Source organism: Brakhagea baltica (assembly GCF_052161605.1).
In the GTDB taxonomy this organism is placed as follows: domain Bacteria; phylum Planctomycetota; class Planctomycetia; order Pirellulales; family Pirellulaceae; genus JBKCUI01.
Genome location: NZ_CP197409.1, coordinates 5,988,844 through 6,001,939 on the forward strand (window position 1 = coordinate 5,988,844; position 13,096 = coordinate 6,001,939).

General features: G+C 50.1%; 10 protein-coding genes and 1 tRNA gene. 8 read left to right on the top strand and 3 right to left on the bottom strand.

The genetic code is table 11. From position 1 onward, the window contains the following. The first annotated feature begins 1,348 nt into the window (after positions 1–1,348). Positions 1,349–2,998, top strand: coding sequence for a hypothetical protein (locus SH449x_RS23400; RefSeq protein ID WP_482378502.1), 1,650 nt, complete (start codon positions 1,349–1,351; stop codon positions 2,996–2,998). Between the two features lie 149 nt (positions 2,999–3,147). Here SH449x_RS23400 and SH449x_RS23405 read toward each other — a convergent pair whose 3' ends face one another. Genes SH449x_RS23405 through SH449x_RS23415 form a run of 3 tightly spaced genes read right to left on the bottom strand, consistent with a single transcriptional unit; the run spans position 3,148 to position 8,597 of the window. Further along, on the bottom strand, positions 3,148–5,436 hold the full coding sequence (locus SH449x_RS23405) for a WD40 repeat domain-containing protein (protein ID WP_482378503.1): 2,289 nt from the start codon (positions 5,434–5,436) through the stop codon (positions 3,148–3,150). A gap of 18 nt (positions 5,437–5,454) precedes the next feature. Continuing rightward, on the bottom strand, positions 5,455–8,418 hold the full coding sequence (locus SH449x_RS23410; protein WP_482378504.1) for a hypothetical protein: 2,964 nt from the start codon (positions 8,416–8,418) through the stop codon (positions 5,455–5,457). A gap of 44 nt (positions 8,419–8,462) precedes the next feature. Next, positions 8,463–8,597: a hypothetical protein gene (locus SH449x_RS23415; protein WP_482378505.1), complete on the bottom strand. Its 135-nt coding sequence runs from the start codon at positions 8,595–8,597 to the stop codon at positions 8,463–8,465. 93 nt (positions 8,598–8,690) lie between these two features. Here SH449x_RS23415 and SH449x_RS23420 point away from each other — a divergent pair. From SH449x_RS23420 to SH449x_RS23450, 7 genes are all read left to right on the top strand, one after another. Further along, positions 8,691–8,765 (top strand) — tRNA-Pro (locus SH449x_RS23420). 180 nt (positions 8,766–8,945) lie between these two features. Beyond that, positions 8,946–10,049, top strand: coding sequence for a type I restriction-modification system subunit M N-terminal domain-containing protein (locus tag SH449x_RS23425; protein ID WP_482378506.1), 1,104 nt, complete (start codon positions 8,946–8,948; stop codon positions 10,047–10,049). After that, the gene (locus SH449x_RS23430) at positions 10,046–10,240 is read left to right on the top strand and encodes a hypothetical protein (RefSeq protein WP_482378507.1); all 195 of its coding nucleotides are present in this window, start codon (positions 10,046–10,048) and stop codon (positions 10,238–10,240) included. Before SH449x_RS23425 ends, SH449x_RS23430 begins: the two co-directional genes overlap by 4 nt. After that, the gene (locus SH449x_RS23435; RefSeq protein WP_482378508.1) at positions 10,216–11,181 is read left to right on the top strand and encodes an ATP-binding protein; all 966 of its coding nucleotides are present in this window, start codon (positions 10,216–10,218) and stop codon (positions 11,179–11,181) included. Before SH449x_RS23430 ends, SH449x_RS23435 begins: the two co-directional genes overlap by 25 nt. Positions 11,182–11,183: 2 nt before the next feature. Continuing rightward, entirely contained in the window at positions 11,184–11,519 is a 336-nt protein-coding gene (locus SH449x_RS23440) for a hypothetical protein (protein WP_482378509.1), read from the top strand. Beyond that, positions 11,509–11,895, top strand: coding sequence for a four helix bundle protein (locus SH449x_RS23445; protein WP_482378510.1), 387 nt, complete (start codon positions 11,509–11,511; stop codon positions 11,893–11,895). Before SH449x_RS23440 ends, SH449x_RS23445 begins: the two co-directional genes overlap by 11 nt. Then, a complete protein-coding gene (locus SH449x_RS23450; protein WP_482378511.1) occupies positions 11,885–13,009 on the top strand; it encodes a restriction endonuclease subunit S in 1,125 nt (374 codons plus the stop codon). Before SH449x_RS23445 ends, SH449x_RS23450 begins: the two co-directional genes overlap by 11 nt. Positions 13,010–13,096 lie beyond the last annotated feature (87 nt).

The window sequence follows — 13,096 nt, forward strand, 5'->3', positions numbered from 1 at the left end:
TGTGTTGGGAGTGTACGCAGCCCGCTAGCATCTTCGTTTAACCGCACGGGCAACGCCCTGCGCTGCGGTCTCCAGGGCAATAGCAGTTTGATTTCCAGCAGATTCAGAGACGCCAGCAGATTGGAAATCAGATCGTCATGGTCGTAGACCGTCGATCGTTTAACCGCATGGGCAACGCCCTGCGCTGATGCCTCCAGGGGCGTGCTATGACAGCGACGCAGAGTATAGTCGCCTGAGCCGCGCTGGTTAGTCCCGGGTTAGGACGCTCAACGCAGCCCGTTGGGCATGCGGATAAACGACCGAGCCTGCGCTGATGTCTCCAGGGGCGGGCTATGACAGCGACGCAGAGTATAGTCGCCTGAGCCGCGCTGGTTAGTCCCGGGTTAGGACGCTCAACGCAGCCCGTTGGGCATGCGGATAAACGACCGAGCCTGCGCTGATGCCTCCAGGGGCGTGCTATGACAGCGACGCAGAGTATAGTCGCCTGAGCCGCGCTGGTTAGTCCCGGGTTAGGACGCTCAACGCAGCCCGTTGGGCATGCGGTTAAACGACCGAGCCTGCGCTGATGTCTCCAGGGGCGGGCTATTGTAGCAACCCGGGGTATTGTCATCTAACCCGCGCCATCATCCCCGTGTTAGAAAGCCTAACGCAGCCCGTTGGGCGTGCGGTTAAACGACCGAGCCTGCGCTGATGTCTCCAGGGGCACGCTATGATAGCAACCGGGGCATCTTCACCTAAACCACGCCAGCTTCTCCGGGTTAGAGCGATCATAGCAGGGCGTTGCCCCGTGCGGTCAAGCGACGGGATGGTTTGCTCGTTCAGCGGTCCTAGTACCCTATCTTATGGTCATTTATCCCCCCTGCGGCACGTTAAAATTGCACTCATCGCCGGTGTAATCGTTACAACCGTCACCGCTATTCGTACCTTTTTCGTTAGTCATCCTAAATTACCAAGCCTCAACATTTTTTCTATTCCATCCTTCTTGACCAGTCGATTTATGTCGCCTGTTGGGATTTAGTTTCCCGATCGTTCACTTTGTTTATAGACCCGTGTGGCTGATTGCTCCGGTCTCGTCAAGAACGCCCTCGGTTCCGAGGGGACGAGTCGCCCCGAGCGAGATGTAACTCTTTCATGGCATGAATGACTCAAGCCGTGAGAGGTGATGCGGATGGTGAGGGCGTCCATGGACGGGATCAGCCCGAGCAAAATTGTTGGCGGTCTATTGGTGTCAAGTAAACGAATCGGGCTTATCGGGAATCAAGGTCCAATATTAGGCGGCTGGCGATCAGAACATCGCCTCGCTGGAACATATGTCCTGCGTGGTATTGCAACTCCAAGGAGAATGGGAATGAAAAAAATTTGGGCTCTTCCAGCAGTAGCGGCACTTGTGTCTGCGTTTGCTGGGGCTGCACAGGCCGACTGCGGTTGTGCTGTCAGCTATGAAAACCTCGGTAGCGGTTTGGTAGACTCGACCGGGTCTGCAAACCAAACCGTGATGCGTAAGGTTCGCAAGGTTGTCTACGAGCAAGAAACGGTTCAGGGTTCCAGAATGGAAAACCAAATCGTTTACGAAGACAAAGTCGTGAACCGAACTCGATACGAAAGAGAAACACTCAATCGTGAAGTTTCCTACACGGTCAATGTGCCTGTTCGTGAAACTCACACTGGTGTTCGTACTTACACCGTCAAGCGACCTGTTTACGAGACGCACACAAAGCAAGTGACGTATAACGTCAAACGCCCTGTGTACGAAACGCACAGCAAGGTTGTTAACTACACAGTTATGGTTCCTGTTCGTGAAACCCACGAAAAGGTTATCAACTATACTGTGAAGCGACCTGTGTACGAAACACATGAAAAAGTCGTTAACTACACCGTTATGGTTCCTGTTCGTGAAACGCACGAAAAGGTTGTCAATTACACGGTCATGAACAAAGTGATGGAAACACGTGAAAACGTTGTTAACTACACTGTCATGGTTCCTGTAACGGAAACCAAAGAACGAACTGTAACGGAGCGAATCACCAAGCCTGTGAACTACACCAAGACGGTTACCGTCAACGGTGGAAGCTGGCAAACAGTTGAGGAAGAAGTTCCTGGTCCTGTTGTTCGTCGCACTGTTCGCGAACCAGGTACATGGACCTTCGATCCTGCAACATGCCGAAACGTATACTGCCCAGGCGCTTGCCGAGTAGAATGCGTTCAGTGCCCACCTAAGAAGGTTTGCAAGAAGGTTTGGGTTCCAAGCTGCGAGACCAAGGAAATCAACTGCGTACGCTACGAAACCGAATGCGTAACCAAGGTTGTTCCTTACACGGTTACCAAGTGCGTGCCTGAGTGCCGTCAGAAGACGGTTACTTACAACGTTTGCAAGTTGGTTCCAGAGTGCCGTCAAAAGACCGTTACTTACACCACCTGCAAGATGGTTCCTGAGTGCCGACAAAAGACTGTTACTTACACCACCTGCAAGATGGTATGTGAGCAAAAGTCCAAGGTTTGCACCTACACCACCTGCAAGATGGTTCCTGAGTGCCGACAAAAGACGGTAAACTACACCACTTGCAAGATGGTTTGCGAGCAAAAAGTCAAGGACGTTTGCTACACGACCTGCAAGATGGTCTGCGAGGAAAAGAGCGTTCCTTACACCTACACCACTTGCAAGATGGTCAAGGAATGCCGAACCAAGGTTGTTCCTTACACAGTTTGCAAGCCAGTATGCTACCAAGAAACCATCAAGGTTGCTAAGTGTGTAAAGGTATGCGTACCTTACACCTACACCCGATGCGTTCCAAAGGTTGTTTGCGAAGAAGTTCCTGTAACCGTTTGCAACGATCCTTGTGCAGTCGCTTGTGATCCATGTGCAGCTAGCGGCATGGGAAGCGGAATCCGTGGTGGCTTGTTCAACGGACGTCTCCGAAGCTTGCTCAACGGTCTGCGATGCCACGGTGGTTGCAGCTGTGCATCTGGTTGCGAAACAGCACCAGCTTGCGGTTGCTAAGACAAAGTGAAGTGAGTTGTGACACAAGCACTCGAATGGTTCTGTTCACCAGCGAGTGCTTGACGAGCGACTCCTAGCAAAAAGAAAAAACAAAGAGGGCTGGCGAGATTCGCCAGCCCTTTTCGTTTTTACATTGATTTAACGGACCTTCATTCGAAAAAATCCGGTGGTGATTCTCCGTTGAGCTGTGCAACGAAGCGGAGAAGATGATATCTGGCCGCATTGGAAGGGAGTGCTTTAGCTAAGTCTTCTGACCTCATCTCCATGGTTGGTACGAAGGCACTCATCTCATAGAATTGCTTGAGAATTCTCTTAAGCTTGTTGTCAGCGTTATATCTTGACTGGTACAGTGCAAAAGATTGCTTGTAAAGACTCTCCGAGAAAACATCCTTCTCCGCAAGCTTATCAAGCCCCTCGATCATCGATTCGACATTCAGTTTTGAAAGATCCCATGCGACTTGACGAGTCGGGAACATACCACTCACAACTACACACAAACGTGGATACGCCATGGCACCGAAATCATTTCCATAAAGTGATCTGAGTTCACGCGTGAAGACTGCAACATCGTCGCTTTGTCCAAGCCATTGCTCAGTCAGCATGGGAACTATTTTGAAAAAAGGCTGAAAGCTATCTGGATGCATCACGGTCGATTGCTCAAGAATGGAATCGATTTGCCCAAGATCATTACTCGTCGTAGACGTGTAAAACAAAAGGAGGGCGTAAGCGACGCTACACGGTCGAGATTTTTCAAGCATGGGAGTGATATCCGAACGCAGCTTTTTCATCTCGTCGTAAAATTTTTCTCTTGTCTCTGACGTGAAACTCCGAGGATTCGTGTTTCTCACCGAACGCCATGCGGCATAGATTCTTCTAAAACCTGAGGATGCCCGCGCTAGATCTCCTCCATCTTTGTGCCATTCGTTCAACGCCTTCAGCTTGGTAAACGTTTTCTCAGACGGAGACTGTTCCTCTTCCCAATTGATCCATTGTAATCCAATTACCTGGGCAAGATTCGTGAAAACATCCTGAGAAGAAAATCCGTAATGCCACCAGAAATTGTTATTGAGGATAAAGTCCCCGATAAGATCCAATTGACTAGTTGAAACATCGAACATCGCGACGCCAAGGGAATCATGGAAAAAAGATTCGCAACTAGTGTACTGCCATGGAATACGACTGAATACTTTAACGATGTTACCTACCCGATATGCGATGCGATTCGCTTTATAGGCGGCGCAGAAGTCGGTTGCACCTTTCGGCAAAACTGTTGGAGCAGACGATAGGTTTGAGTAGAAGTTAGCATCGACGAGAACCGATTCCAACGTTTCCTGGTCGTTCTTTCTCAACGCAATCATCATTCGAGAATCGCTGTTCTCCATGGGTGAGGTAGAGACTAGCTGGACAGGATTCCAAGTCAAGTCGCTTGAGACCATTCTACGATTCTCAAAGTTCTTCCCTATATCCCCATGCCACCACTGGAATACCTCTTGACCATGGACCCATTGTGTCGTGAATCGACCGCATACTACTAATCGCTCTCCACCTCGATACTGTAATGACTCGACTAAATCTTTGCGTCCAATCTCTAACTCATTTAGCTCAATTTCTGTGGGAATTCCTTCGTTCCAAAAAGCCATTCGGTTTCCGCCATCGCTAATAGCGACATTGCTCTTTGCAATCGCTTTTGGTACCTGATTTGCAATCTTCAAACTGCCATCGGTTACAAACACTTCCCCCCGCTCGCACCGGATCGCCAGCTTATCTAGATCGCTGGCTATCGCGATCTGGGCGACCTTGCTCGGAAGACTTTTCGTAGAGGAGCCAACCAATCCCTCTTCCAAATCAAAACGCACCACAGTGTCAGCGATCGCAGCAAAAATGCTCTTGCCGTCCAAGCTGAATACTACACTCGAAACATTCTTCAATTGGACGGGAAAAGTCTTGTCTAGTGTCCCTTTAGACGTGTTCCAAAGACCGAAGGAATCGGAATCAAACACAATCAGGTGGTGGCCATCGCGAGATAACGCAAAGCTGGGGGATTCTCCCTTCAGTGTGATACTGCACAACTCAACCATTGGCTCGCGCGGAATTTTGACTCGATCAATCACGGACGCGGCATTGTCACTCAGACCGTCGGGGACATAAATATCCCCAAATTGTTGTTCTAAAGGTTGTGTCTCTAAAAAGGATCGAACGTTATCTCGAACCTTGTCAAAAAAATCGAGTCGAGACGGTGCGACGGAATCAAAAAAGGTTCGATTAACCGGCCAGTCGTACGAATATCTTTGAGTAACACCCGAAACCTGGACACCATCCTCCATCGATGGAGGATTAGTGATCGGAATCGGCTGTTCACATCCTAGTACAAATACGAGATGAATGACCGATACCGCCAATATCGGTCCGAACTTCAGTCGAAGGGGTGCTGGATTCATGTACGCAACCTTGGTTAACTATTCGGGACTTTTCATTATTTGGTCTAACAGGTCGAGCCACTCGAAATTACCAGTTGGGGTCGGCTTGTTCTGAGCAGGAGCCGATGGTCTGCCGGGACCGCCGCGATTCCCCGTTGACGAATTGCTCAGTGAAGCGTTGGCAAGCAATCGGAAAATAGCTGGACTGACGATCTCATGGTCGATTGCATCCCACTCGGCATCAATCTGAATCCTGTCCTCAAAGGGCGTTTGAGCCCCCCAGGTTCTAGGACCAGAGCTCCCTGCGAAATCGATCAATTCATCGATATAGGTTGTATAAAGACGATTCGACTTCATTGCTTCTGTCAACAATCTGCTCTCAACCTCAGCGTCGCGTAACTCGAATGAGACAGATGGTCGACGTCGCAGTACATACCTTAAGCCATCTGCGTCCACCTTTGATCGTTGCAGACCCAACCGAATGATATCGTTACCAAGCGAATCCCCTAAGGCTTCTAATTCAGGGCGATTTAACTCGGTCCCCTCGAATGCAAGGCATGCTAAATTCTCGAGCTTCGCTAACTCATCAATGATGCTCTTCGTGCAACGCCAACCATCTAAACGAAGCATTTCCAGTCGTTCCAGTTTGGAAAGCCATTGGTAATCGCTGACATCCCCATCATCTAGTCGAAGAGTTAAAGACTTAAGGTTCTCTAACGCACCTAGGCTCGATAGGGATTCCCCAGAAATCGATTGGTTCGTGACGATCTCGAGACGTTGCAATTGCGTAAGCTTCGATAGCTTAGAGATCACCTGATTGGTTACGCAATCCCCCGCCAAAACCAGAGCCTGGAGACCGCTCAACTCACCAATCTCAACGAGCCTGTCCTCGGAGAGATGGGTATCTACCAGCGAAAGCTTTTTCATTTTCGGCATGCTAGAAAACGGGGGAAGCCGATCATTCGTAAATTGACTGCCGCCGATCCCCAAGACTTCTATCGAATCCGAAACCTCTAGAACGAAATCTGGTGGGGCCACCCCTTGTACGACCAAGCCTCGCAGTTTTGGTACGTTAGAAATGTGCAAATGCTTAACGGGATAGCTTAGCCTCAGAACTGCTTCAAAATTTGGTAGATCAATTAATCTCACTGCAGATAGCAGAATGATGCCATCACGAGACTCCAGTTTTTTTAGCGGATGTCCCTCGAGCCGCAACGAATCTATCGTTTGCCCTCTGGGAATATTCATTCTCTCAAGGTTCGGGAGCCTCTTGAGTAAGTAGTTTAACATTGTTCCGTCCCACACACCATTTTCCACTGACAACGCTTTCAAAGTCTCCCAGCCAGCTAGCTGCATGATCTGTGCCTTCTCAATCCCATAATTTTCAATCGTTAATGATTCGATACTTGGATTGCTCTTCAGGGCGTCCAGCTCGATGCCTGTGTAGTCAAAATCCCTGAGGATCAAACGTGGCAATTGCTCACATTCCGAAAGTACATTTAAGACGCGGTTGCGTTGCGATAGTGAAAGATTGGCTATTGCGTAGGATGTGTTTTGCTGTCTCGAATAGACCGTCGATGACGCGACAATCTCGGCATCCGTTGCAATCCCGCTAAGAGAACACTCCTCTAGATCCCCGACGTAAAAGGCAAGGGTACTCATGAGCGGCGCTTCTTTTACCCTGAGCCTTCTAAGCCAAACCCTGGGTGGTCCTGTTTGACTTTTGCTCATTCTCGATTTCCAAAACTTGCTATCACCCAAAACGCCGCTTTCACTGAGGAATTTTCCAAAAACAGGAGCATTGTCCACGTCGACATCGAACAACTGAAAATTGTCGAGTGACAACACCTCCAACGCGGGCAAATTACTCAGCTTTACGGTCACGGCGGTATCATTTACCAACTCTTCGTATTCAAAGATTCTTAGTTTTTTCAAATTAGGCCAACCGTCGATCAGCAGGCTGTCTCCCACTCCCCGAGGAGGTCGAGGTAGAAAAAGCGTAGAAATTTGTTTTGACCAGGGAGGATCCGATAGTTCAGAAAGCACGACATCGGTATGCACTAGATTCATGAAACGAATGCGATCTAGGCCCGACCATTGGTTCAGCGCAGCAGAGGTGATCGACGTTCGCATTAGATTCAGTGACGTCAGCTGCGACATACGACCTACCATTTGCAGTTCGTTTGGTTGGTCAAGCTTGCGCCCGGAAATTCTAAGGGACGACAGGCGAGCATTCGCAACAAGCGGATGCAGTCGCTCGGCGTCGAATGAATTTCCCGTAATACTGAGTTTTCGAAGATAAGGTTCTACAACAATTTGATCTAACAGATCATTGTCGGGGGAATTCAACTCCACCTCTACCAAGCGATCGTGCATTCTCAAAACAAAATTGGGCAATCGATCCTTTAGAAACGCTGGCAAAACCGGAGCTACGGCGGCTACACCTTGCTGTTCGTAGATTTTGGTTGCTAACTCACGTGCCTTCATCGAACGCTGCATCATGACTTGCCAATAGATCAGCATTCCGCCACACAACGAGGTTAACAATAGCATGTCGGATACCGAAAGCCGGATCCTATTAGACTTTGCGGAAGTGGCTAGAGTCGACTTGTGCCACCGGTAAACGACGTCGACAAGCAATACCGCGACGCCCAAAGCTATATTTAGCGACAGACGCGCGAAAGAAAAAAGGGTCAAGTCTGGATATTGCTCGTAATGGGCGTGCAGATAATATTCAAAAGGCCATCCTGCCGAAGTGATTCGGGGGAGTTCCTCGACGTATCCAAGGTTGATGAACGTCGTCTCGTTCCCATAAGATTGTCGCCCGTGCTCGATGGCGCTATAAGGGATATTCAAAACGAGAATAACGAATCCAACCACGGTCGCCAAAAGACAAATTCTCAACACTTGTCCGATGGTTATCTGGCGGCGTTGACGCGATTCAACGCCTGGGTCATCGAAATCACTGACATCGATTGAATCTCGAGGCGTGTCGCCGATCATGGGAGCGCGTTCCTTGTGATAGGATACGTGGATTCGTCTAGCAGTCAGGAAAGGAAGGCATGATAATACTCGATTCCTTCGCGACTTGCACAAAATATTTCGGTGCTCGTTCGCTTGTCGGCGGTAAGCTGCACATCCTTATCAGTTAGCTCATGATCGCGGGCGGATTGCGGTGGCATACCCCGCGTGCTTCCCAACAGCTATTGGCTTCCAAGCCTATGTGGGCTAAACTTTGAACTCTGGGTGGTGAATTGATTTGCCCCCAGCAAAATCTGGCTGTAGCGCAGCCTGGCTAGCGCGCTACCTTGGGGTGGTAGAGGTCGTGGGTTCGAATCCCGCCAGCCAGATTTCCGAAAACCCTGTAATTTCCTTGAGATTGCAGGGTTTTTTCGTGTTTTGGGACTACCCAATTCTTGACGGCCCTTCCTGGATGGTTTCTGGCCCCCCGGCGACGTTTTGTTATACTTCGTCCCCCTTCGCAATTGGGCAAAGCGGAACCCAAATAAAACACGCACCGGAGAACGGAATTGATCACAGGAGAAATCAAAAGCAAAATCGACAGGATATGGGACTCGTTCTGGACCGGAGGTGTTTCCAATCCTTTGGAAGTCATGGAGCAAATCACCTATCTGCTATTCATCAGGCGGCTCGACGATTTGCAAACCCTCGAGGAAAACAAAGCCAACCGCACCAAGAAACCGATCGAGCGACGCACTTTCCCTGAAGGTAACGATCCCAAGAAACGCCCCTACGAAGACCTCCGCTGGTCAAGGTTCAAGCACTTCGAACCCAAAGAGATGTTCGAAGTCATGGCCGAACATGTGTTCCCCTTCTTGCGGACGCTCGGCGGCGATGATTCGACCTACGCCCACCACATGAAAGATGCTCGGTTCACGATCCCGACACCGGCGCTGCTCGCCAAAGTCGTTGACATGATCGATGGCGTACCGATGGAGGATCGCGATACGAAAGGGGACTTGTACGAGTACATGCTGGGCAAGATCGCCACGGCTGGCCAGAACGGCCAATTCCGCACGCCTCGGCACGAGATTCAGTTTATGGTGGAACTGCTCAAGCCGCTGCCGACCGATGTCATGTGCGACCCTGCGAGCGGCACATGCGGTTTTCCCGTCGAGGAGCAGAAGCTGGACGGGATCGTCTCGATGCCAGGCGGCGTGTTCAAGCCCTTCGCGGGCGTTTCAACAGCGATCCTGTTATTCACCAAGACCAACTCGGGCGGCACCGGTCACGTTTGGTTCTACGACATGCAGGCCGATGGCAAGTCACTGGACGACAAACGGACCGATCTGTTACCACCTGAAAAGCAAGGCCCCAAGCCGACGGTCAAATTGGCCAAGGACGAGCACGCCAAGAATAATTTGCCCGACATTCTTAGTCGCTTTTCGCTCCGCGAAAAGTCCGAGCGTAAGAACCCACGCACAGCCCAAAGTTTTTGCGTGCCCAAGTCAGATATCGTCGAGCAAGGTTACGACCTCTCGATCAATCGTTACAAGGAAGTGGTTCATGAGGAAGTCGATCACCGCCCCCCGCAAGAGATCCTGGACGAACTGGAAAGCATAGAGAAGGAAATTACGAACGGAATGAAAGAGCTTCGGAGAATGCTGAAGTGACCGAGCAACAGATTGTCGACTTGATCGCCGAACTAAGAAGACTTGGCCGTGAGTGCGAATGGACTGATTTCAAATGCAATAATCAAAACCCGGATGAAATCGCCGAGTATGTTTCGGCTTTGTCCAACTCCGCAGCGATCGCTGACGTTGAATATGGCTACGTGGTATGGGAATCCAAGACGTTACGTTGAATGTAGTTGGAACACGATTTAGTCCATTGGATGCTCGTAAAGGTAACGAGCCATTGATTAACTGGCTAATGCGTTCGATGCTAACACAACTCGACTTGCAGTTCTTTCAAGCGAACGTGGAGGGAGTTTCAATCGTTCTGTTGAAAATACCCAAGGCTCCTAACCAACCCGTGCGATTTGGCAGCGAAGCGTTCATTCGCGTTGTGAAGTACTCGGGTGACGGTCGTTTTGACATTGAGCGTCAATGGGAGGATGCGCCCGCAAACCGAGGTTACGCGACCTCTTTCGAAGCTGCCGTCGATTACATCAATTCTCAAGTGGAGCAGAACGAACCGATCGAGCATGCGTTGCGAACCAAGGTCAAGATGTATCCTGCGATTGCAATACGCGAGCTGGTTGGTAACGCGATCATCCATCAAGATTTTTCGATGCGTGGCACAGGGCCGTTGGTTGAGATCTTCGATCGCCGCATCGAGATCACCAGCCCTGGCCTGCCGCTCCTCGATCCCATTCGATTCATCGATGGTCCGCCACGGTCTCGCAATGAAGCGCTCGCTGCCATGTCGCGACGGCTGAACATGTGCGAGGAGCTCGGCACGGGTATCGATAAAGTTGTCGGTGCAGTCGAGTTGTTTCAATTGCCTCCCCCAGTATTTACGACACCGATCGATTGCACGAAATCCACATTGTGGGCATACAAGCCGCTGGATGACATGAGCCGTGAAGAGCGAATCAGAGCCTGTTTTCAGCATGCGTGTTTGTGCATTGTTGCTGGCAAACAAATGACCAATGCGACGGTGCGAAAGCGATTTGGTCTCGATAACAAGCAGTCAGCCAAGGCTACGCGAATCATCAACGAAACCCTCGAAACGGGGGGCATAAAGCCTGTCGATCCCGAGGCCAGTCGGAAGTACATGCGGTACGTCCCATCATGGAGTTAACTATGTGTATTCTTATTTTCACTTTTGATTCCGGCCTGGCCGAAATCAAACGCACGAATTTCGCAAGTCTTTTCGCGGAAAGGGTTTACGCAGAATTGTTCTATTATCGTTCTATTTTCGGCTCACGGCAAAATCCGGCAAAATCGCCTCAGGCCATACCGAGGTCGGACATCGTCGCGCAAGGTTACGACCTATCGATCAACCGCTACAAGGAAGTGGTGCATGAAGAAGTCGATTACCGCGCCCCGCAAGCGATCTTGGACGAACTGCCGAGCATTGAGAAGGTGATCACCCAAGGCATGAAGCAACTGCGGGGGATGATCGAAAGTGGAAAGTGAAAAGTCGAATGGCGAAAGTTTACCAGAAAGGGATTTGAAGAAACGGACTCAGCAGTTTGCTTTGCGGGTAATTCGTATGTACCGAAAATTGCCGAACACTGAAGAGGCAAGGATTATTGGCAAGCAGGTGTTGCGATCTGCTACCTCGGTCGGAGCGAATTACCGTTCGTCACAACGTGGGAAATCGAAGCGAGATTTCATTGCCAAGTTAGCGATTGCCGAAGAGGAAGCAGACGAGACGTGCTATTGGCTCGAATTGATTATCGAAGCCGACATCATGTCCGCTACGCTACTCGAACCTCTTTTGGATGAGGCAAAACAAATCACGGCCATTTTAACCGCCTCAGGGAGGAAAGCCAAAGAAAATGAAAAGTGAAAAGTCGAAAGTCGAAAGTGTGGTTAGGTTGGCTGAAGTCGCCGAATTGAACCCTCGTATTTCGGCAGACATAAGTCCTGATTCACTTGTTTCATTCGTCCCAATGGCCGCAGTTAGTGAAGAGTCGGCCTCGGTGATATCGGAGGAAACAAGAGTCGCGAAAACTTGTGTAAAAGGGTTTACGCCGTTCAAACGCAATGATGTGCTGGTTGCAAAGATCACTCCATGTTTCGAAAATGGAAAGATTGTAATTGCAAACATCGAACATGAGTTTGGATTTGGCTCAACTGAATTCCACGTTATTCGTCCCAAAAAAGGTGTTTTGGACGAGCGTTATCTTCTGCACTGCTTGCGTCAGCCCTATGTTCGAACGCAAGGTCAGCGTCGCATGACAGGGAGTGCTGGTCAGCGGCGAGTACCGGCGCAGTTCCTTTCGACTTTCGCCCTCCCACTTCCCCCTTTCAAAGCGCAGCGCCGGATCGCGGAGATCTTGGATCGGGCGGAGGCGCTCAGGGCCAAGCGTCGCGCCGCCCTCGCCCTCCTCGACGAACTCACCCAATCCATCTTCCTCGACATGTTCGGCGATCCGGTGAGTAATCCCAAGGGGTGGGAAATCAAGAAGTTCAGCGAATTAGGGACGCTTGATCGAGGCGTCTCAAAGAACAGACCGAGAAATTCTCCACATTTACTTGGTGGAATTCATCCTTTGATTCAAACAGGCGATATTGCAAACAGCGGCGGCTACATTCGTAAGCATGTCAGCAAGTACTCAGATGCTGGACTAAAGCAAAGTAAAATGTGGCCTGCAGGTACGCTATGCATGACGATTGCAGCAAATATCGCCAAGACAGGGATTTTGACTTTCGATGCTTGTTTCCCTGATAGCGTCGTTGGTTTCAAATCCGACCCGGCGACGGTTGAATACTCTCGTGTTTGGCTCTCGTTTCTACAAAAGACGTTGGAGGATGCAGCACCGGAATCTGCACAAAAAAACATAAACCTTGCAACGCTTCGTAATCTACCGGTTCCAACGCCACCCCTGAATTTGCAAACGGACTTTGCATCAAGAATCAATGCCGCAGAAGAATTGAAACGTGTTGAGAGAGCTAGCTAGGAACTCTACCAACTCTTTGCCTCCCTTCAACACCGAGCGTTTCGAGGGGAACTGTGATGATGGAGCAGCCAAGCGTAGAGGCTGATA

Bases quoted from the DNA above. Each gene is read 5' to 3' on its own strand.
- SH449x_RS23400 (WP_482378502.1), top strand. From the start codon at position 1,349: ATGAAAAAAATTTGGGCTCTTCCAGCAGTAGCGGCACTTGTGTCTGCG.
- SH449x_RS23405 (WP_482378503.1), bottom strand. From the start codon at position 5,436: ATGAATCCAGCACCCCTTCGACTGAAGTTCGGACCGATATTGGCGGTA.
- SH449x_RS23410 (WP_482378504.1), bottom strand. From the start codon at position 8,418: ATGATCGGCGACACGCCTCGAGATTCAATCGATGTCAGTGATTTCGAT.
- SH449x_RS23415 (WP_482378505.1), bottom strand. From the start codon at position 8,597: ATGCCACCGCAATCCGCCCGCGATCATGAGCTAACTGATAAGGATGTG.
- SH449x_RS23435 (WP_482378508.1), top strand. From the start codon at position 10,216: ATGGGAATCCAAGACGTTACGTTGAATGTAGTTGGAACACGATTTAGT.
- SH449x_RS23440 (WP_482378509.1), top strand. From the start codon at position 11,184: ATGTGTATTCTTATTTTCACTTTTGATTCCGGCCTGGCCGAAATCAAA.
- SH449x_RS23450 (WP_482378511.1), top strand. From the start codon at position 11,885: ATGAAAAGTGAAAAGTCGAAAGTCGAAAGTGTGGTTAGGTTGGCTGAA.